11 protein-coding genes are annotated in these 20,927 nt (G+C 72.9%); 2 read left to right on the forward strand and 9 right to left on the reverse strand.

Annotated features, from left to right (window positions below; translation table 11 throughout):
• The 7 genes from AB8Z36_RS06200 to AB8Z36_RS06230 all read right to left on the reverse strand — a co-directional run.
• A partial coding sequence (locus AB8Z36_RS06200) for an amino acid adenylation domain-containing protein (protein WP_369212161.1) occupies positions 1-8,245 on the reverse strand: 8,245 nt, incomplete at its 3' end.
• 141 nt (positions 8,246-8,386) lie between these two features.
• Positions 8,387-10,174 (reverse strand): ABC transporter ATP-binding protein, encoded by a 1,788-nt coding sequence (locus AB8Z36_RS06205; RefSeq protein ID WP_369212162.1) that lies wholly within the window; start codon positions 10,172-10,174, stop codon positions 8,387-8,389.
• Positions 10,175-10,176: 2 nt separating this feature from the next.
• A complete protein-coding gene (locus AB8Z36_RS06210; RefSeq protein WP_369212163.1) occupies positions 10,177-11,229 on the reverse strand; it encodes an iron-siderophore ABC transporter substrate-binding protein in 1,053 nt (350 codons plus the stop codon).
• A 156-nt stretch (positions 11,230-11,385) separates the two neighbouring features.
• Positions 11,386-12,276, reverse strand: a complete 891-nt coding sequence (locus tag AB8Z36_RS06215; protein ID WP_369212168.1) for an ABC transporter ATP-binding protein — start codon at positions 12,274-12,276, stop codon at positions 11,386-11,388.
• 98 nt (positions 12,277-12,374) lie between these two features.
• Positions 12,375-13,481 (reverse strand): FecCD family ABC transporter permease, encoded by a 1,107-nt coding sequence (locus tag AB8Z36_RS06220; RefSeq protein ID WP_440581863.1) that lies wholly within the window; start codon positions 13,479-13,481, stop codon positions 12,375-12,377.
• Between the two features lie 32 nt (positions 13,482-13,513).
• The gene (locus AB8Z36_RS06225; RefSeq protein WP_369212164.1) at positions 13,514-14,578 is read right to left on the reverse strand and encodes a FecCD family ABC transporter permease; all 1,065 of its coding nucleotides are present in this window, start codon (positions 14,576-14,578) and stop codon (positions 13,514-13,516) included.
• A gap of 11 nt (positions 14,579-14,589) precedes the next feature.
• A complete protein-coding gene (locus AB8Z36_RS06230; protein WP_369212165.1) occupies positions 14,590-15,945 on the reverse strand; it encodes a lysine N(6)-hydroxylase/L-ornithine N(5)-oxygenase family protein in 1,356 nt (451 codons plus the stop codon).
• Positions 15,946-16,192: 247 nt separating this feature from the next.
• On the opposite strand from AB8Z36_RS06230, the gene AB8Z36_RS06235 reads away from it, so the two are divergent.
• Positions 16,193-17,140: a methionyl-tRNA formyltransferase gene (locus AB8Z36_RS06235; protein WP_369212166.1), complete on the forward strand. Its 948-nt coding sequence runs from the start codon at positions 16,193-16,195 to the stop codon at positions 17,138-17,140.
• Between the two features lie 48 nt (positions 17,141-17,188).
• On the opposite strand, the gene AB8Z36_RS06240 is transcribed toward AB8Z36_RS06235, so the two are convergent.
• Positions 17,189-19,348: a RecQ family ATP-dependent DNA helicase gene (locus tag AB8Z36_RS06240; RefSeq protein WP_369212167.1), complete on the reverse strand. Its 2,160-nt coding sequence runs from the start codon at positions 19,346-19,348 to the stop codon at positions 17,189-17,191.
• A 293-nt stretch (positions 19,349-19,641) separates the two neighbouring features.
• Between AB8Z36_RS06240 and AB8Z36_RS06245 the strand changes: the two genes are divergently transcribed.
• Positions 19,642-20,319 (forward strand): hypothetical protein, encoded by a 678-nt coding sequence (locus AB8Z36_RS06245; RefSeq protein ID WP_440581864.1) that lies wholly within the window; start codon positions 19,642-19,644, stop codon positions 20,317-20,319.
• Between the two features lie 169 nt (positions 20,320-20,488).
• Here AB8Z36_RS06245 and AB8Z36_RS06250 read toward each other — a convergent pair.
• Positions 20,489-20,927: hypothetical protein (locus AB8Z36_RS06250; protein ID WP_440581865.1), on the reverse strand; the 439-nt coding region annotated here is incomplete at its 5' end.

Consider the following 20,927-nt stretch of genomic DNA (forward strand, 5'->3'; position numbering starts at 1 on the left):
CCAGTGACACCGTCCGTACGTCGACGCGGCGCCCCGCCTTGAGCACCTGTACGGGGTTGCCGTCGTCGTCGGTCGCGAATCCGGCGCCCACGACGGGGTGCCGGGCGATGACGTGGCCCATCGCCTTCGCGAGCGCGTCGGGGTCGAGGCGCCGGTCGAAGGTGAACCAGCTCTGCGCGACGTAGTGTCCCGCCGTGCCCGCCAGCTGGGCCTGGAAGAACAGGCCGCGCTGGAGCGGGGTGACCGGCGCCGTGCGCTCGGCCGTCGCCGCGGTGTCCGCGATGGCTTCGAGCGCGCTCAGCCAGTGCTCGACGATCTCGTCGGGCACGCCGTCGGCGAGGGTGAACTCGGCGTGCAGGCTGCCGGTCGTCTCGTCGGTCCAGGCGTTGACCTCGACGGCGTACGGGCTGTTCGGCGGGGTGCCGGTGATGCGGGGCGCGTCGGACTCGCTGCCCCTGCCGAGGTAGTTGAACAGCACCTGGGGGCGGGCGGTGAGCAGTGGTGCCGTCTGCGGGTTGAGGTACCTGAGCTGGCCGTACGTCACGTGCCCGCGCTCGTCGGGCTGGCGTTCGGCGACCTCGCGGGCCGCCGCGACGGGGTCGGTGTGCGGGGTGAGCCGCACGGGTGCGATGGCGGTGAACCAGCCGACCGTGCGGGTGTAGTCGTGGTGGTCGAGGGCGGGGACCCGGCCGTGCCGTTCGAGGTCGACGGCGAGATCGCCGGGCGACTCCTGTACGTGGGTCAGCGCGGTCCGCAGGGCGCCGCAGAGCAGTTCGGTGAGACCGAGGCCGAGCGCGGCGGGGGCGGTGCGCGTCACCCGGTCGCTCACCTCGGGGGCGAGTACGGCCGTGGTTGCGCGGAGCACGCCGGGCGACGGCAGCGGCGCGGGCGCCCCGAGCGTGCTGATCCACTCCCCGAGACCCTCGGTGACCTGCGTGGACCGTACCGCGAGTGCCTCCGCGTACTCGGCGTACGAGGTGGTCGGCGGCGCGAGTGCGTCGCCGCGCAGGGCGGCGGCGAGGTCGTCGAGGAGGATCAGCCAGGACACCGCGTCCACGGCGAGGTGGTGCGCGGTGACGACCAGGGTGCCGCCCGACGCCGGGACCTCGCCGGGCTCCGACGCCCCGTCAGAACCGGACGTCCCGTCCGGCTCCGACGCCCCGCCCCCCTCGATCCAGGAGAACGCGACGACGTCGCCGGAGGCGGGGTCCAGCCGCCCGGCGGCCTCGTTCGCCGCGGCCGTGACATCGGCGGCGGCCGTCCGTACGACCGTGACCTCCTTCGCGGGCTCCGTGTGCGGGGACCACACGCCGTGTTCGACGCGGAGCCGCAGCCGGAGCGCCGGGTGGGCGGACACGACGGCGTTCGCGGCACGCACGGCGTCGGCGAACCCGGTGCCTTCGGGCGCGCGCACGGCCCTGGCCTGGGCGAACCGGTCGAGCGTGCCGCCCAGTTCGCGCTGGCGCAGCATGATCGGCGTGGGCGTCAGGGGGCCGTCCTCGCGGTGGACCGGCGCGGGCGCCGCCGCCTGGGTGGCGGCGGTCGCCAGACGCTCGGCGAGCGCGCGCGGCGTCCGGCAGAGGAACACGTCCCGCGGTGCGATCGGCAGGCCGAGCGCACGGGCTCGGTTGATCACGTTGATGGCGACGATGCTGTCGCCGCCCGCCGCGAAGAAGTCGGTGTCGTCGTCGACGGAGGCGCCGGGCAGCGCCTCGGCGAAGACACCGACGAGGGCGCTGAGCGCGGATGCCGGGGTCACCACGGGCGCCGCGGACGCAGGGGCGCCCGGCACACCCGGCACACCCGGACCACCCGGCCCTGGCACCGCCGGGACCGGCGCCTCGTCCCGCGCCGCCCGCGCCGCCCGCGCCACCAGCGCCCTCCGGTCCAGCTTGCCGTTGACCGTCAACGGCAGTGCGTCGAGGGGCAGGACGCGCCCCGGCACCATGTGCACCGGCAGCTTCGCGGCGAGCAGGGCGGTGAGGTCGCCGGGCACCCGGCCCACGACGTGCGCGACCAGGTGGTCGCCGCTGTCCGCCACGGTGACGGCCGCGTCGACCACGCCGTCGAGCTCGCGGACGGCGGACTCGACCTCGCCGAGCTCGATGCGGAAGCCCTTGAGCTGCACCTGGTCGTCGGCGCGCCCCGCGAACTCCAGCTCGCCGTCGAGCGTGCGGCGGGCCAGGTCGCCCGTGTGGTACATCCGGGAGCCGTCGCCGGTGAACGGGTTCGCCACGAACCGTCCCGCCGTCAGCCCCGGCCTGCCCAGATAGCCGAGCGCCACCTGGTCGCCCGCGACGTAGATGGCGCCGGTCCGCCCCGGCGGCACCGGCCGCAGCCGGTCGTCGAGGAGGTAGGTCACCAGGCCCGGGATCGGGCCGCCGATCGGGCTGACGTCGCCGCCGTGCGCGAAGTCGTCGTCCGTGAGCACCCGGTGGGTGACATGGACGGTGGTCTCGGTGATGCCGTACATGTTGACCAGCTCGGGTGACGCGGTGCCGTGCCGCTCGACCCAGCCGCGCAGCCGCCCGAGGTCGAGCGCCTCGCCGCCGAAGATGATCCGGCGCAGGGCGGTGACCGGCTCACCGGCGTGCCGGTCGGCCTCGATGAAGCGGTAGAACGCCGACGGGGTCTGGTTGAGCACCGTCACCCCGCGCTCACGCACGAGGCGGTGGAAGTCCACGGGTGAGCGGGTGAGCGCGTACTCCGGCACGAGCAGCTCGCCGCCGTGCACGAGCGCGCCCCACAGCTCCCAGACCGCGAAGTCGAAGGAGAAGGAGTGGAACTGCACCCAGACGTCGGACGGCCCGAAGTCCATGTCGGGGCGGGTGTGGGCGAGCAGCGTGACCACGCTGGAGTGCGGCACCGCGACGCCCTTGGGGCGCCCGGTCGAACCGGAGGTGTAGATCACGTAGGCGGGGTCGTGCCAACCGGCGTCCGCCCCGGCCTCGCCGCCCTCACCTGCCTGCTCCTCCCCCAGCACGAGAACGCGCGCCGCCACGCCCGCCCGGTCGAGCAGCCCGGCGAAACGATCCCGCTGCTCCCGGTCGACGAGTACGACCTGCGGGGCGGCGTCGCTGAGGATGTACTCCAGGCGTTCGTCCGGGTACGCCAGGTCAAGCGGTACGTAGGCACCGCCCGCGCCGACGATCGCGACCAGGGCGACGACCTGTTCGAGCGAGCGCGGCACGGCGACGGCGACCCGCTTGCCGGGGCCGACCCCTGCGGCGCGCAGGGCCGAGGACAGCCCGGTCTTCGCCTCGGCCAGTTCGCCGTAGGTCAGGGAGCGCGTGCCGCCGTCCAGGGCGCACTGGGTGACGGCCGTGGCGGCCGGGTCGCGGCGCGCGGCGGCGTCGAACAGCGCGCCGAGGGTCGTGCGGTCGACGGGCGCGGGGCGCCGGGTGTCCTCGGGCCGCACCTCGCCGACCAGGGCGTCCCGCCGGGTGAGCAGGCCGGTGAGGGTGGCGGCGAACGTCCGCAGGATGTCCCGCGCGCTCGTCTCACGCAGCAGCTCACCGTCGTAGATGAGGTTGAAGCGGGGGCGGCCGTCGGCCGCGCGCTCCACGACCAGCGTCAGCGGGTAGTGCGGGGCGCCCTCGTTGACGATGCCGGTGACGGTGAGACCGGCGTCGGGCGTGCGCAGGTCGGCCACGTCGGTCGCGACGTCGAACACCACGAGGGTGTCGAAGAGGTTGCCCGCGCCCGCCCGGCGGCCGATGCGCGCCAGTGACACATGCTGGTGGGGAAGGACCGCGCTCTGATGGGCACGGACCGAGGCGAGCAGGTCGCCCGCGGTGGTGCCGGGGGTCCAGCGGGCGCGTACGGGGATGGTGTTGATGAACAGGCCGACCATGTCGCCGATGCCGGGCACGTCGGCGTCGCGGCCGGACACGGTGGAGCCGAAGACCACGTCCGTGCCGTGCAGGAGGCCGCCGAGCGTCACCGCCCAGGCGCTGTGGACGGCCACGCTCAGCGGGACACCGGCGGCGCGTACGGCGGCGTCGATGTCGTCGGCGGGCTCGACCGAGGTGTCGGCGAAGCGGTCGGAGGGGGTGTGGCCCTCGGCGACCAGCGAGGGGCCCGGCAGTCCGGCGAGTTCCTCGGCCCAGACCCGGTCGCTCTCCTCGTCGTCGCGTCCGGCGAGCCAGCGCACGTAGTCGGAGAAGCCGCCGAGCGTGTACACGCTGCCCGGCGCGTGGTACTCGGCGAGGAGCGCGCGGAGCATCGGCGGCACCGACCAGCCGTCGGCGATGATGTGGTGCACGGTCTGCACCAGGACGTTCCTGCCGCCTCCGGCGCGGATCAGCGTGTACCGCATCAGCGGCCCGGTGGCCAGGTCGAATCCGGCGCGGCGGTCGCTCTCGGCGTACGCGCGTATCTCGTCGTCGGTGATGCCGGGGCGATCGAGTGTGGTGAAGGGCGCCTGGACCCCGCTGTCGAGGACGGAGACGACGCGGCCGTCGGCCAGTGCCACGAAGCGGGCGGCCAGGTTCGGGTGGAGGGTGAGCAGTCGTGTGGCCGCCGCGGCGAGCCGGTCCGCGTCCACCTCGCCGTCCGGTGTCCGAAGGGTGAGGAGCTGCTGCTCGACGTAGGCGCCCGCGGAGTCGTCGTCGAAGACGGAGTGGAAGTACAGGCCTTCCTGGAGCGGGGTGAGCGGCAGGATGTCCCGCAGGCCGGGGCCGTCCAGGGCGTCGACGTCGGGCTGGGTGAGCGGTACGAGGGGGAAGTCGCTGGGGGTGTGGCCGCCATCGTCGAGTGCGGCGAGCGCGGCGAGGGTCTCGCGGAAGTAGCCGCCCAGGGTGGTGATGTCCTGGTCGGTGAACATGCCGTCGGGCCAGGAGAGGGTGGTGACCAGCTCGTACTCGCCGCCGTCGGCGCCGGGTTCGGCGATGGCGTTGAATTCGAGGGCGCGCGGCAGCCGCATCCTTCGGTCGCGCTTCTCGCCGAGCTGTCCGGTGGGTCCGGTGAGCTGCCACTCCCCCGGGGCGCCCGCGTCGAAGCGGCCCAGGTAGTTGAAGAGCACCTGCGGTGCGGGGGTGTCGATCGCGGTGTCGTGCAGGTAACGCAGGGCGCCGTAGGAGACGCCGTTGGCGGGTACGCGGGCGAGGTCCTCCTTGACCGCCTTGAGGGCGGCGGCCAGGTAGGCGGGCGCGCGGAAGTCGGCGGCCGTGCCGGGGTCCACGGTCACCGGGAAGAGGGTGGTGAACCAGCCGACGGTCCGGGAGAGTTCCGGTTCGAAGCCCGCGGTGTCGGCGACGAAGCGTCCCTCGCGGCCGTGGCCCTCCAGTTCGATGTGGGCGAACGTCTGGTCCTGGCCGAGGTCGCGGCGCCACCGGGCGAGGGTGACGGCGAGGGCGGTCAGGAGGACGTCGTTGACGCCCGCGTGGAATCTGGCGGGCACGTCGCCGAGGAGCGCGGCGGTGACGGCGGGGCCGACCGACACGGTGCGCAGCCGTTCCGCGGCCACGGTGTCGGCCTCGGTCAGCGGGCGCCGGCCCAGGGGCTCGTCGGGGCCGGGCAGCGGGCGGAGCCAGTGGTCGCGGTCGGCGTCGAACGCGGCGCGTTCGAGGAGCTGCGTCCAGCGCCGGAACGACGTGCTCACCGGGGGCAGCTCGATCGGCGTGCCCGCGGTGACCTGCCGCCAGGCGGTGGTCAGGTCCTCCATCAGGACCCGCCAGGAGACGCCGTCGATCACCACGTGGTGGACGACGACGACCAGTTCGCGGGCGGCGCGGCGCCAGACGGCGCGCAGCATCACGCCGCCTTCCGGGTCGAGGCCCTCGGTGGCGAGGGCGACGCACTCCTGGAGCGGCAGGTCGCTCTCCTGCCAGGCGGCCGTGGCCCGCTCGGCGGAGGGGATGACGAAGCTCCAGCGGTCCCCGCGCACCAGTTCGGCGCGGAGCATGTCGTGGCGGCGGACCAGCGCGGCGAGGATGTCGTCGAGGGTGCCCGCCGTCAGGTCCGCGGGGGTGTTCAGGACGACGGACTGCACGAAGCCGTCGATGGCGTCCGTGGTCTCGCCGAGCCATTGCACGATGGGGGATCCGGCGACGGGGCCGGTGGCGATGTCGCCGTGGTCCACCGTGGCGACGTCCTCCCGGCTCGCGACGGCCGCGAGGGCGCCGACGACGCCGTGGGTGAAGATCTGCCGGACGGTGACGTAGAGGCCCGCCTCGCGCAGCGCGCTGAGCAGCGAGATCGCCAGGATGCTGTCGCCGCCGAGGGCGAAGAAGTCCTGGTCGACGCCGACTTCGTCGAGCTGGAGGAGGTCCGCGACGACCGCGCAGACCACCCGTTCGTTCTCGGTGGTGGGCGGTGCGGCCGAGGCCGTCGCGGCGACCGGCTCCGGCAGGGCGCGCCGGTCGACCTTGCCGTTGGCGGTGAGCGGGAACTCCGGGACGACGACGATGTGGGCGGGCACCATGTACTCGACCATGTGCTCGGCGGCCCATGCCTTGACTGCGTCCGTCCGCAGGTCCTCGTGTCCGGCGGCCGGGATCACGTAGCCCACGAGGTAGGTGCCGCCCGCGCTGTTCTTCTTGGCGACGACGCAGGTGTGCCGGACGCCGGGGTGTTCGGCGAGGCCGACCTCGACGTCCTCGATCTCCAGGCGCATGCCGCGGATCTTGATCTGGTTGTCGGCGCGGCCGAGGAAGTCCAGGGAGCCGTCGGGGGCGAACCGGGCGAGGTCGCCGGTGCGGTAGAGCCGGGAGCCGTCGTCGGCGAAGGGGTTGGCCACGAAGCGGGAGGCTGTGAGGCCGGGCGCGTTGACGTAGCCGCGGCCGAGGAGGAGGCCGCCCACGTACAGTTCGCCGCCGACTCCGACCGGGACCGGACGCAGTTCGTCGTCGAGTACGTAGAGCTGGGTGTTGGGGTTGGCCCTGCCGATGGAGGTCGAAAGGCGCTCGGCCGCGCCCCGGTAGATGACGTGGGAGACGCCGATGGTCGTCTCGGCCGGGCCGTAGCCGTGGTACATCGGTATGTCGAGGCGGGTGCGGAAACGGTCGTACAGCTCCGAGGTGAGCACCTCGCCGCCGCACCACACGTGCCGCAGGCTGCCGAGCGCGCCGGAGTCGCCCGCGATCTCCAGGAGTACGTCGAGCATCGACGAGACGAGGTAGGTGAAGGTGACGCGCTGCTCGGCGATGACGCTCAGCAGGTGGTGCGGGTCGCGCTCGCCGCCGGGCCGCAGGACCACGAGCCTGCCGCCGCTGACCAGCGGCAGGAAGATCTCGTTGATGGAGATGTCGAAGGAGAGCGGCGCCTTGAACAGCGAGGCGTCGTCAGGGCCGAAGCCGAGGATCTCGTCGACCTGCCAGAGCAGGCGCTCGCTGATCGCCTCGTGCTTGATCATGGCGCCCTTGGGGCGTCCGGTCGAGCCGGAGGTGAAGATCACGTACGCCAGCGAGTCGCCGGGCGTGGTGATGCCGGGCGCCTCGGCGGGCAGGTCGGCGAAGCCCCAGTCGCCCAGGTCCACGGCGACGGCCTCGGGCTCTTCGGGGCTCTGCTCGCCCGAGGAGTTGAGCTGGAGGACGACGCGGGCGTCCTCGATGACGACGGCGCGGCGCGCGGCGGGCCACTGCGGGTCGAGCGGGACGAACGCGCAGCCCGCCTGGAGGACGCCGAGGAGGCCGATGACCATGTCGGCGGAGCGGCTGAGCGAGATGCCGACGACCTGTTCGGCGGTGAGGCCGCGGGCGGTCAGGTGGTGGGCGAGCTGAGCGGAGTACTCGGCCGCCTGACGGTAGGTCAGCGAACGGTGCTCGTCGACGATCGCGAGGGCGTCGGGCCTGGTCCGCACCTGTTCGCGGAACATCTCGACGATGGTCGGGTGGGCCCGCTCCACGTCGGTGTCGTTCCACTCGGCCAGGGCGGCGAGCCTGGCCGCGGGGCCGGAGGGGCCGATGGTGGCGAGGGTCCTGTCGGGGAAGTCGGCCAGGTCGTCGAGGGCGAGCTGTGCTTCGGCGAGGTCGACGCCCGCGGGGACGCCGATGCTCCGGCCGTCCTCCGCGACCGCCCAGTCCCCGCTTCCGGCGCCGCCGTTGCCGACCCAGGCCAGGACGTCGGCGAAGAGGGTGCCCGGGGCGAGGTCGATGCCGTCGGGAGAGCGGCCCGTCGCCCAGTACGCCAGGCCGGTCGCACACGCTTCGGCGATGGTGCGATCGGAGTGGTCACCGATCCGCCGGCGCACCGCCGCCAGGCGCTCGGGGGCGAGCAGTACGAGACGAGCGCTCGGTTCGGTCATCGAAGACTCAGCGTCCTTCCACAGCATAGAAGTTAGGTTAGCCTAACTTAGGATCACCTAACACCCCTGGTGGGGGCGGGTTCGGCCACCCCGCACCGGCTCGCTGGTGGGGGCGGGTTCGGCCGCCCCGCACCGGCTCGCTCAACTGCCCTCGCGCCAGGCCCGCCACAGCCGGGCATACCGGCCGCCGAGGGCCACGAGCTCGTCGTGCGTGCCCTGTTCCACCACGCGGCCCGCGTCCAGCACGGCGATCCGGTCCGCGGCCATCGCCTGGGTCAGCCGGTGGGCCACGAACAGCGTGGTGCGGCCCGCGCACGCGGCGAGCACCGCGCGTTCCAGCTCGGCGGCGCCCTCGCTGCCCGCCTCGGCGGTCGACTCGTCGAGCACCACCACCGGCGCCCGGCCGAGCACCAGCCTGGCCAGCGCGATCTGGGCGACCTTGGTGACGTCCAGGCGTTCGCCGCCCTCGCCGACCAGGGTGCCGAGCCCCTCGGGCAGCGCCTCGACCCAGTCCCCCGCGCCGACCGTGCGCAGGGCGTCGAGCAGTTCGGCGTCGGTCGCGTCCGGCGCGGCGAGGCGCAGGTCGTCCGCGAGCGGCCCGGAGAAGACGTGCGTCTCCTGCGTCAGGATGCTCACCAGGGACCGCGCGGCGGCCTCGTCCAGCTCCGCCAGATCCTGCGGCCCGATGCGCACGGACCCCGTCCGCGCGGTGCCGATGCCCGCGATCAGCGCGGCGAGCGTCGACTTGCCCGCGCCCGTCGCACCCACCAGGGCGAGCGAACCGCCCGCCGGAATCCGCAGATCGACGTCCCTGAGGACCGGCTCGTCGGTGTCCGGATAGCTGAACGTCAGCCCCTCGACCACCACCTCGTACGCCAGGGCCTTCGCGGGCTCCACGGACGCGTCGCCGACCAGGCGCTCCTCCGCGGACTCCCCGAGCACCCCGACGAGCCGGGTCAGGCTCGCGCCCGACTTCTGCGCCTCGTCGAAGGTGAACATGATGGCGCCGAGCGGCGTGAAGAGCCGGTGGAACATCAGCGGAGCGGCCGACACCTCGCCCAGCGTGGCGGCATCGGCCTCCAGCAGGGCGTATCCCGCGACGAGGATGAGGACGAGGCCGATGAACTCGGCGCGGTTCTCCCTGCCGACGAAGCGCCCGAAGAACCGGAACACCTCGACGCCGAGATCGCGCACCCGCCACGACTCCTTGTCGACCTTCTCCCTGAAGGCGCCTTCGAGGCGGTAGGCCCGTACCGTGTCGATCCCGTTCAGGCCGCTGATCAGCGCCTGCGCCCGGTCCGCCTGCGCCACCCGCTGCTTGCGGTAGAGCGGGGCGGAGCGCGGCAGGTACCAGCGCAGGGCCAGCGCGTACGCGGGCAGCGCGGCGGCGCCCGCCAGACCGAGCCGCCAGTCGAGGCCGAACATCCCGGCGGTGGCGATGAAGACGAGCACGCCCGCCGAGAACACCGTGGGGATGGCGGTGCGGATGCCCTTGGAAAGGACGGCCACGTCGTCGCCGACGCGGGAGAGCACATCTCCCCGGCCGACCTGCTCGATCCGCGCGCTCGGCATCCCGAGCACCGCGCGGACCGCGCCTTCCCTGAGCCGCGCGAGCAGATCCGCGCCCAGCCGCCCGATCAGATACGTCGACACGGCGGTGGCCGCCGCGCCGAGCAGCGCGGCGGAGCCGAGGAGGACCGCGATCGTGACGAGCACCGAGCGGGACTCGCCCTCGACCACGGCGTCCACCACCCGGCCGAGCAGCAGGACGGGGAGTACCTGGAGCGCCGCCCCGGCCACCGTGGTGAGCACGGTGGCCGTGGTCAGCCACGGCATCCGGCGGCAGTGCGCCCCGACCCAGCGGGCCGCCTCACCCCCGCCCGCCGTGCGCAGCGTCGACGGGGCGGCGCGTGTGTCCGTGCTGCTCACACTCAGTCGACCGACTTCACGAGCTCGTCGATGGCGTACGGCAGGGAGAGCGCGGTGCCCTGGGACATGGCCGCGCCGACCGCCGGGCCCTCGCTGTCGAGGAGGTAGGACACCTTGTTCTTCTCCACGGCGTCCAGGTTGGCGAAGAGCTTGTCCTTCTTCAGCGCCTTGGTGTCCGCGGCGTCGTTGATGACGACGACGCGGTCGACGTCGACCAGGTCGATGCGCTCGGGCGAGAGTTCGGTGGAGAACTTGCCGCCCGCGATCTTGTCGATCTCCTTCTGGTACCCGAAGCCGATGCCCGTCAGGAGCCGTCCGCGCACGTCGGTGGAGGTGAAGGGGTTCACGGCGTCCTTGTACCAGGAGAGCGCCACGGCGGTCCGGCCCGCGAACTTCGGGTGTGCCTTCTTGGCGGAGGAGAGCTTGTCCTCGATGCCCTTCACGAGGTCCTCGCCCTCGCTCTCCTTGCCGAGCGCCTTGGCGATGTGGACGGTGTTGTCCTGCCAGGGGGCGCTGAACAGCTCCTTCTCGCCCTTGGTGCGGCCGACCGTGGGGGCGATCTGGGAGAGCTTGTCGTAGGCGGCCTTGTCGATCTCGGAGTAGACCGCGACGATCAGATCGGGGCGCAGGGCGGCGATCTTCTCGTAGTTGGGGCCGGAGTCGCCGTTCTTCATGACGACCTCGGGCTTGGTGTCGCCCCACTTGTCCTTCACCCAGGGCCACTGGGTGTTGATGTCGGGGGACTTGCCCGCCGGGTTCGGGTACTGGTCGACCATGCCGACCGGCTTGGTGCCGAGCGCGAGGACGGCCTGGTCGTCCGTGTAGCCCACGGTGACGACCCGCTTGGGCGCCTCGGTGACCTTCGTGGTGCCGAACGCGTGCTCCACGCTGACCGGGAACTTTCCGCCGGAGGCGGCGGCCGGGGCCTGGTCGCCCTCCTTGTCGTCCGAGCCTGATCCGCACCCGGCGAGGAGGCCGACGCCGAGCGCCGCGGCGGTCGCGGTGGCCGCCAGGCGCCGCCAGGGCTGCGTGAGCGTCGTTCGATGGAGGAGCATCCGGAATCCCTTGCTGTCGCGCTGTCCGCTGCGCCCCTGTGTCAGGGCAGCCAACCTTAACCCGATGAGATGAGGTTAGCCTAGCCTTACCATCTCATTCTCTGGGCGGGTCAGTCGAGTTGCGCACCGCGGACTCCCGTGCGGTGAACGGCCCGGCTAGTCGAGCCGTACGTGTGCACGGCCGATGGGCACGATCAGCGGCCGGTCGCCGACCGGGTCATCGACCACCCTGGCGCGCAGCCCGAAGGCCTCTTCGAGCAGCTCCGCGGTGATCACGTCGCGCGGGTGCCCCTGCGCCAGGATCGCGCCCTCGCGCATCACGACGAGGTTGTCGCTGTAGCGCGTGGCGAGGTTGAGGTCGTGCAGCACCATGACCACCGTGCGGCCCGACTCGTGCAGGTCGTCCACCAGGTCGAGCACATCGATGGCGTGGGCGAGATCCAGGTATGTCGTCGGCTCGTCCAGGAGCAGCAGATCGGTGCCCTGGGCCAGGGTCATCGATATCCACACGCGCTGGCGCTGGCCGCCGGAGAGCGAGTCGACGGGGCGGTCCGCGAGGTCGGCGACCCCGGTCATGGCCAGGGCCTTCTCCACCACGTCCGCGTCGTCGGAGGACCACTGGCGCAGCCAGCTCTGGTGCGGGTGGCGGCCCCTGGCGACCAGGTCGGCCACCGTGAGGCCCTCCGGCGCGACAGGTGCCTGGGGCAGCAGTCCGAGCTTCTTCGCGACGGTCCTGGTCTTGAGCCTGCCGATGTCCTCGCCGTCCAGGACGACCGTGCCCGCGGTCGGCTTGAGCAGCCGCGTCAGGGTGCGCAACAGGGTGGACTTGCCGCAGCCGTTGGGGCCGATGATCGTGGTGATCACGCCGGGCGGAATCGTCACGTCGAGTCCGTCGATGACGGTGCGGCCGCCGTATCCGACGCTGACACCGCTGGCCGCGAGGCGCGCGGCACCGGCGGTCCGTGGCCCCGCTTCGGCCCCGGTCGCGGCCCGACGGTCGGTGCCGGTCGCGGCCCGGCGGCCGGTGCCCGGTTCCGTACCGGTGATGTCCTCGGCCTCGGTGATGTACTGAGCGGCCACAAGCCCCCCTGTCTCAGGTATGGCTGTATCGGGTACGGCTGTATTAGGTATGGCTAACCTTCGCATTATCTACTGAGGTTCGCCCGCACCAGCAAGTAGACGAGGAACGGCCCGCCGATCGCGGCGGTCACCACACCGACCGGCAGCGTGACGGGCAGCGCCGTACGCGCGGTCAGGTCGGCGCCGGTCAGGAGCAGCGCCCCGACCAGGCCCGAGGCCGCCAACGGCGGTGTGGGGCACCGCGCGAGCCGCATCGCCACCTGCGGCGCGACCAGCGCCACGAAGGGCACGGGACCCGCCGCGCTCACCGCGACGGCGGCGAGGAGCACCGCGCAGAGCAGCAGCACGGCCCGCACCCGCGAGTACCGCACGCCCAGGCCCGCGGCGACGTCGTCGCCCAGGTGCAGCGGCTTGAACTGGAAGGCGACGGCCGTCACGACGGCGAGCAGCGCGAGCGAGCACCAGAGCGCCACCCACACCTCGTCCCACGAGCGGTTGTCCAGCGAGCCGACCAGCCAGGCCTGCGCGCGGGCCACGTCGCGGATGTCGGCGGTGACCAGGAGCCAGGTCGTGATCGCCTCCATCACGGCGCTGACCGAGATGCCGATGAGGATGAGCCGGAAGCCGTCGATCCCGCGCCGCCAGGCCAGGAAGTAGACGAGCAGGCCGGTGCCGAGCCCGCCCGCGAGCGCCGCGGCGGAGAGGCCGACCGAGTCGACGACCGCGGCGGCGGCCCCGCCCGAGACCGTGACCAGGCAGACCGCGACCGCGCTCGCACCGCCGGTGATGCCGAGGATGTCCGGACTCGCCAGCGGATTGCGGGCGATGGACTGGGTGAGCGCGCCGGACACGCCGAGCGCGACGCCCACGACGAGCCCGGCCATGGCCCGCGGCATCCGCAGGTCCATGATGATGAACTCGTCGACCTGTTCGCCCCCGCCGAAGAGCGTGGCCAGGACCCGGGACAGGCCGATGGGGAAGTCACCGATGCTGATGGAGAGGCAGAACACCAGGAAGGTGGCCGCCGCGAGGAGCAGCGTGACGAGGACGACGTAGGGCCGCCAGACGAAGGACACCCGCCCGAACCGCACACCCGGCGTCATCGACGGCTTCGCGTCCGCCCCCTTCGCGTCCGTCCCCGTCACGTCCGGGCCCCTCACGTCTGTCCTCATCGCGTCCGTCCCCGTCGCGCGCTCCGAAGTGCTCATGCGCTCTTGAACTTTCCGCGCCAGACGAGGGCCGCGAAGAACGGGGCGCCCAGGAGGGAGACGACGACTCCGGCGTCCAGCTCGCCGGGGCGCACCACGAGGCGGCCCACGATGTCGCAGACCAGCAGGGTGACGGCGCCGAGCAGACCTGCGTACGGCACGAGCCAGCGGTAGTCGGGGCCCGTCAGATGGCGGGCCACGTGGGCGACCATCAGGCCGACGAAGGCGATGGGGCCGCACGCCGCGGTCGCCGCGCCCGCGAGGAGGGTGATGGCGAGGATGCCCACGGTCCGGCTCAGCGCGATGTTCACGCCGAGCCCGCGCGCCACGTCCTCACCGAGGTTGAGCAGGTTGAGGGCGGGCAGCGTGGTGAGGGCGAGGACGAGCCCCACGGCGATGAACCCGGTCACCGGCCAGATGACGTCGAACTTGACGCCCGCCACGGAGCCCGCGTTCCAGAACCGCAGCGCGTTCAGCGACTTCTGGTCGGAGAGCGCGACCGCGGTGGCCATCGCGGTGAGGAACACCGTGATCCCCTGCCCGGCCAGCGCGAGCGTCAGCGGATTGCCCGCCCCGCGGCCGATGCTCGCGAGGCCGAACACGACGACCCCGGCCGCCGCCGCTCCCAGGAAGGCGAACCAGACGTACTGGAAGGGGCTGGAGAACCCGAAGACCGCGGTCACGAACACGACGGCGAAGGAGGCGCCCGCGTTCACCCCGAGCAGCCCGGTGTCCGCGATGGGGTTGCGCGTATAGCCCTGGATCAGCGCGCCGCCGACCCCGAGGGCGATGCCCGCCACGATCGCGAGCACCGTCCGCGGCACGCGCACGGTCTCCACGATGAGCCGGATCTCGGTGAGCCCCCGGTCGGCCTCCGGCCCGGCGAACAGGCCGTGCCACACCTCGCCCGGGGTCAGCGCGCGGGCGCCGACGGCCAGCGAGAGCGCCGCCGCGACGAGGAGGAGCACGGCGAGCACGCCGAGCCCCGCGACGCGCCGCCGACGGCCCCCTGTTGTGCCCCCGGCCGTGGCCGCGGGGCGCTCCACCGCAGTCGTGCTCATGACGCCGTACGTTATCGGGTGCCGCTGCCGGTCCCGTCGGCGACCGTCGTCGCCTGGCCCGGGGCGGGCGCGGTACGCCGGTCGAGCACCGAGTCGAGTATCTCGCCGACGCGGATGGCGATGTTGGAGAGCAGGGACGAGGTGATGCCGTGCGTGTGCTCGGTGCCGCCCTGGAGGTAGATGCCGCAGCTCAGTTCGGGGTCGGTGGCCACGCGGTAGTCGCGCTCGACGCGGACGCGGCCCGCCTCGTCGCGCAGGCAGCGGTCGGCGGCCTCGCCGAGCAGGGCGAGCGGGTCGGCGGGGCTGTAGCCGGTGGCGCAGACCACGACGTCGGCTTCGAGGTGCGTCTCCTCGCCGGTGACCAGGGAGGTCACGGTGGCGCGCACCGAGTCCCCGGTCTCCTTGACCTCGGCGAGCCGGGAGACGTTGAGGAAGCGCAGGCGCTCGGTGCCGAGCACCTTCTCCTGGTACATCTGCCGGTACAGGTCGTCGATCAGGTCGATGTCCACCACGGAGTAGTTGGTGTTGCCGTGGTAGTCCATCAGCCGGGTCTTGATGCCCTCCGGGGCGGCGTAGTACTCGTCGACCGCTCCCGGGTCGAAGATCCGGTTGGCGAAGCTGCTGTCGTCGGCGGGGCTGTAGCCGTAGCGCGAGAAGACGGCGCAGACCTCGGCCTCGGGGAAACGGCGGTGCAGGTAGGCGACGTTCTCGGCGGCGCTCTGCCCGGCCCCCACGACGACGAACCGGGAGGGGTTCGTGCCCTCGATCTCGTCGACCTTCGTGAGCAGTTCGGAGTTGTGCCAGACGCGGTCGCCGCGCTCGACGCCCTCCGGCACGAGGGGGCGCAGGCCGGTGCCGATGACGAGGTTGCGGGCGCGGTGGACCGCGAGCCCCTCGGCCGAACGGACCGTCACGTCGAGGAACTCCACGGCCCCGTCGCGGACATGGGGCGTGACGCCGACGACCTCGTGGCCGTAGGAGACCATGTCGTCGACCTTGGCCGCGGCCCACTCCAGGTAGTCGTGGAACTCCACGCGCAGCGGGAAGAGGTTCTTGTGGTTGATGAAGTCGGTCAGCCGCCCCTTGGCCTTCAGGTAGCAGAGGAAGCTGAACTCGCTCGTGGGGTTCCGCTGCGTGACCAGGTCCTTCAGGAAGGACACCTGCATGGTCGCGTCGTCGATGAGCATGCCGCGGTGCCATCCGAAGCGCGGCTGCTGCTCGAAGAAGTGAGCGGTGACCGCCTCCTGCCTGCCGACGCGTGCGTTGTGCTCGTTGAGCGCGATCGCCATCGCCACATTGGACGGCCCGAAGCCGATGCCGATGAGGTCGTGGACCAGTGGTGCGTCGCCAGGAAGAACCTGTGACATGTCTCTCCCAATCGTGCGGGGAAGCCGCCTGTCAGGCGTGGGGAAGGTACGAAGAGCGGGCACGCCGACGGAGCGACCCACCAAACTTAGGTGAGCCTAAGCTAATCGCACATGCCTGTCGATAGGCAAGGCGAGCGGCCGGTCACGGACGGCCGTCAACTGGGGCCCGCCATGCACTTGTTGCAAACTAAGGTAAGCCTTGCTTAACTTACTACTGGCCAAACCCCTGCCCTGAGGAGGAACCCCCATGCGGGTCGTCATGTTCGGTTACCAGACCTGGGGCCACCGCACCCTGCAAGCCCTGCTGGAGTCCGAGCACGACGTGGTCCTCGTCGTGACACACCCCAAGAGCGAGCACGCGTACGAGAAGATCTGGAGCGACTCCGTCGCCGACCTCGCCGAGGAGCACGGCGTCCCGGTCCTGATCCGCAACCGGCCCGACGACGAGGAGCTCTACGCGCGCCTCAAGGAGGCCGACCCGGACATCATCGTGGCCAACAACTGGCGTACGTGGATCCCCCCGCGGATCTTCGGCCTCCCGCGCCACGGCACCCTGAACGTCCACGACTCGCTGCTCCCGAAGTACGCGGGCTTCTCCCCCATCATCTGGGCGATGATCAACGGCGAGTCCGAAGTCGGCGTCACCGCGCACATGATGGACGACGACCTGGACGCCGGTGACATCGTCCGGCAGGAGGCCGTCCCCATCGGCCCGAAGGACACCGCGACCGACCTCTTCCACAAGACCGTCGACCTGATCGCCCCCGTCACCATCGGCGCGCTCGACCTCATCGCGGGCGGGCAGACGGAGTTCACCAAGCAGGACCGCTCCCAGGCCAGCTTCTTCCACAAGCGGGCCGAGGAGGACATCCGCATCGACTGGAGCTGGCCCGCCGAGGACCTGGAGCGCCTGGTGCGCGCCCAGTCCGCGCCCTACCCCAGCGCCTTCGCCTTCCACAAGGGCAGGCGTCTTGAGATCGTCACCGCCGTGGTCTCGGAGAACCGCTACGGCGGCACGCCCGGCCGCATCTTCTACCGCGAGGGCGAGGGCGTGGTGATCGTCGCCGGAGCCGACGCCCGCACCGGCCGCAACCACGGCCTCGCCGTCACGCGCGTACGGACCGAGGACGGCCGCGAGCTGCCCGCCACGGAGTACTTCACCTCCATGGGCGGCTATCTGACCAGCCGCCCCTGACCCGCGCGTGACCGGCGGCGGGAGGCCGTCTCCCTCGCCTCCCCCGGCTCACCCCGCCGCCGCGAGCACCAGCGGAAGGACCGGTCCCGCGCCCGCTCCGCGCAGCAGCCGGGCGGCGACCGCCAGGGTCCAGCCGGAGTCCGTGCTGTCGTCCACGAGCAGCACGGGACCCGGCGCCGCCGCCAGCGCGCCCGCCAGCTCGTCGGAGACGGCGAAGGCACCGGACAGCGCCCGCAGCCGCTGGGCGGAATTGCTGCGCCGGGCCGCGTGCGCGCCCTCCGCCCCCGTGTACGTCAGGGTGCCGAGGAAGGGCAGGCGGCCGATGGCCGCGATGCCCTCGGCCAGTGAACCGACCAGGTGCGGCCGGGAGAGGGACGGCACGGCGACGACACCCACCGGCCGGGCCGGGGCGTCCTCGGCCCCCGAGGCCCAGCCCCCGGCGGAGCGCGCCCAGTCGGCGATGACGTCCACCGCCGCCCGCAGGACGTCGTCGGGGACGGGTCCGTCGGGCGCGCCCTCGGCGAGCAGCGGACGCAGGCGGTTGCCCCAGCCGATGTCCGAGAGGCGTCCGAGGGCGCGTCCGGTGGAGCACTGCTCCTTGGCGGGGATGCGCCCCTTGAGCTCGACGCCGAGCGCGGGCATGCCCGTGGGCCACATCCGGCGCGGCTCGATCTCCACGCCCGGCCGGTCCAGCTCCTTGGCCGCGCCCGTCAGCGTCTCGGCCGAGACGGCGGAGTCCGCCCAGGGGCCCGCGCAGTTGTCGCAGCGTCCGCAGGGGACCGCCCCCTCGTCGTCGAGCTGCCGGCGCAGGAACTCCATGCGGCACTGGTCCGTGCTCACATAGTCCCGCATGGCCTGCTGCTCGGCGGCCCGCTGCTTGGCCACCCAGGCATAGCGCTCGGCGTCGTACATCCACTCGGCACCGGTGGCCGTCCAGCCGCCCTTGACCCGCTTGACCGCGCCGTCGACGTCGAGAACCTTCAGCATGGTCTCCAGGCGGGTGCGCCGGAGGTCCACCGACGCCTCAAGGGCCGGTACGGAGAGCGGGCGGCCCGCGTCCGTGAGGGCCGCGAGGGTCTGGCGCACCTGTGCCTCCGGCGGGAAGGCCGTGTCCGCGAAATAGCGCCAGATGGCCTCGTCCTCCTTGCCGGGCAGGAGCAGCACATCGGCGTGCTCGACGCCGCGGCCCGCGCGACCGACCTGCTGGTAGTACGCGATCGGTGAGGACGGTGAGCCGAGGTGCACCACGAAGCCCAGGTCCGGCTTGTCGAAGCCCATGCCGAGCGCCGACGTCGCCACCAGCGCCTTGACGCGGTTCTCCTGGAGGTCGGTCTCGGCCTGGAGCCGGTCGGCGTTCTCCGTGCGGCCCGTGTACGAGGCGACCTCGAAGCCGCGCTGGCGCAGGAAGGCGGTGGCCTCCTCGGCGGCGGCGACCGTGAGCGCGTAGATGATCCCGGAGCCCGGCAGCTCCGCCAGGTGCTCGGCGAGCCAGCCCAGGCGGTGCGCCGCGTCCGGCAGCCGGACCACGCCGAGCCGCAGGCTCTCCCGCTCCAGCGTGCCGCGCAGCACCAGCGCCTCACCCGCGCCGGTGCCGAGCTGCTCGGCGACGTCGGCGGTCACCCGGGCGTTGGCGGTCGCGGTGGTGGCGAGCACCGGGACGCCCTCGGACAGCTCGGCGAGCATGGCGCGCAGCCTGCGGTAGTCCGGGCGGAAGTCGTGGCCCCAGTCGGAGATGCAGTGCGCCTCGTCGACCACCAGGAGGCCGGTCGTGGCCGCGAGCTCGGGCAGCACCTGCTCGCGGAAGTCCACGGAATTCAGCCGCTCGGGGCTGACGAGGAGGACGTCGGTCTCGCCGCGCTCCACCTCCGCATAGATCGTCCCCCACTCCTCGGGGTTGGCGGAGTTGATCGTGCGGGCCTGGATTCCGGCCCGTGCCGCCGATGCGACCTGGTTGCGCATGAGCGCGAGCAGCGGCGAGATGATCACGGTGGGGCCCGCGCCGCGACGGCGCAGCAGGGCGGTCGCGACGAAGTACACCGCCGACTTGCCCCAGCCGGTGCGCTGCACCACCAGGGCGCGTCTGCGCTCCTTCACCAGCGCGGCCACGGCCTGCCACTGGTCCTCGCGCAGCCGCGCCGCGCCGCTCGGGTCGCCGACCAGTTCGGCGAGGATTGCATCGGCTTCGGCCCGGAGCTCCAGATCGTCCATGCCCCCATGCAACCCGATGCCACTGACAATCGGCGACTTCACCGCCGGGGTGCCGCCGCCGTCCGCAGGTGTACACAGCGGCGACGCGCGTCGACCGGCGCCCGGCGGGGAAGGATATACACGACGCATCATCCGATACCGGCGTGCCGCCTCAATTGCTCATTGCCGCGAGCCGGTGCGGCGGGAAGAATTGGAACCGCCCTCCGCGTGGTTCGCAGCCCGCCGAAGCCGTGTCGGGGCGCGCTCCCGCAGTCCGTTCCCGCCCCCGTGTGGGCGCCCCCGAAGGGAGAGCCGTGACCTTCGGATTCGCGCCGTTCGAGGAGACGCCCAAGGCCGAGGAAGCGCCCGAGCCGCCCCGGCACCCCGACGCGTGGCCGCCCTCCGCCCCGGCCGACATGCCCGTCGACTCCGCGCACCGCCTGGCCCGGATGCTCGAACCCGAGGAGTGGGCCGCGGCGGGCATCCCGCTGCTGCGCAGTCCCCGCGAGGTCGTCAGCGGCCTGCACTTCCGGCACCGGCCCGCCCCCGCGACGGCCGTCGTGGCCGTGCTCGACAGCGATGAACGCCTCTGCGCGAGCGCCTCGTTCAGCCGTCGTCCGGCGGCGGTCGACGGCTGGGTCTTCCGCAACGCCCTGCTGGCGCAGTTGCGCCGGGTCATCCCGCACGACCTGCGGCGCCGCACCCCGGTGCGCACGGCCGTCCTGCTCTACTGCCGTGACGGCGACGGGCGTTGGACCCCGGAGGACGGGGCCTGGATGTGGGGCCTGCGGGACGCCTGCACCCTGCACGGCCTGCGCTGCGGGGCGTACATCACGCTCACCCGTGACGGCTGGCAGGTGCTCGGCGAGGGGCGCGGCGGCCGCCGCCCCAGCGCCGGTTCCCACCCCGAATCCCTGACCGGGGCCGATCCCCCGGCGAACCGCGCGGGAGGCGCGGCGTCGGAGGTGCTCCGCCGGGCGGCGGCACGCTGAGGCCACACCCCGTACGGCGGCACGCGCGGACGCGGTGGTACGCGCGGACGCGGTGGTACGCGCGAGCGCGGCAGCGCGCGTGGGTACGGCAAGGCCGCGCCGAACGGTACGTGATCACGTACCGGTCAGCGCGGACTCCGCACCGGACCGCGCGGGCCGGACGCGAGCGTCAGACGCCCGCGCCCAGCATCGAGTTGATCCGCTGCGGGTCCCCGCACACGATCAGCAGGACGCCTGCCCGGGTGACGGCCGTGGGGAGCGCGGCGAGCGCGCTCTTCTCGTCGCCGCCGTTGACGGCGACGACGACCACGGGCCGGGCCGCGGCACGGTCGAGGGCGGCGGCGTCGGCATAGAAGACGTCGTCACCCGCGTCGTGCTGCGCCCAGTAGGCGGCCTCGCCGAAGGACAGCTCGTGCGTGGCCCACGGGTGCGGGTCGCCGGTGGTGATCACCAGGACCTCGCCGGGCGCGCGCCCGGCGTCCAGGAGCAGGTCGACCGCCTCTTCGGCCGCGTCCAGCGCGCCCTCGGCCGAGGCCGGGATGAGCTGGATCTGCGGGACCGGAGCGGCGGCACCGTCGGCGGGAGCCGCGGCGGCCACCGGAGCCGGA

It is taken from the genome of Streptomyces flavofungini (assembly GCF_041028215.1).
In the GTDB taxonomy this organism is placed as follows: domain Bacteria; phylum Actinomycetota; class Actinomycetes; order Streptomycetales; family Streptomycetaceae; genus Streptomyces; species Streptomyces flavofungini_B.

Excerpts from the sequence above, each read along its gene's own strand:
- AB8Z36_RS06230 (WP_369212165.1), bottom strand. The coding sequence starts at position 15,945 with ATGTCACAGGTTCTTCCTGGCGACGCACCACTGGTCCACGACCTCATC.
- AB8Z36_RS06220 (WP_440581863.1), bottom strand. The coding sequence starts at position 13,481 with ATGAGGACAGACGTGAGGGGCCCGGACGTGACGGGGACGGACGCGAAG.
- AB8Z36_RS06225 (WP_369212164.1), bottom strand. The coding sequence starts at position 14,578 with ATGAGCACGACTGCGGTGGAGCGCCCCGCGGCCACGGCCGGGGGCACA.
- AB8Z36_RS06240 (WP_369212167.1), bottom strand. The coding sequence starts at position 19,348 with ATGGACGATCTGGAGCTCCGGGCCGAAGCCGATGCAATCCTCGCCGAA.
- AB8Z36_RS06210 (WP_369212163.1), bottom strand. The coding sequence starts at position 11,229 with ATGCTCCTCCATCGAACGACGCTCACGCAGCCCTGGCGGCGCCTGGCG.
- AB8Z36_RS06235 (WP_369212166.1), top strand. The coding sequence starts at position 16,193 with ATGCGGGTCGTCATGTTCGGTTACCAGACCTGGGGCCACCGCACCCTG.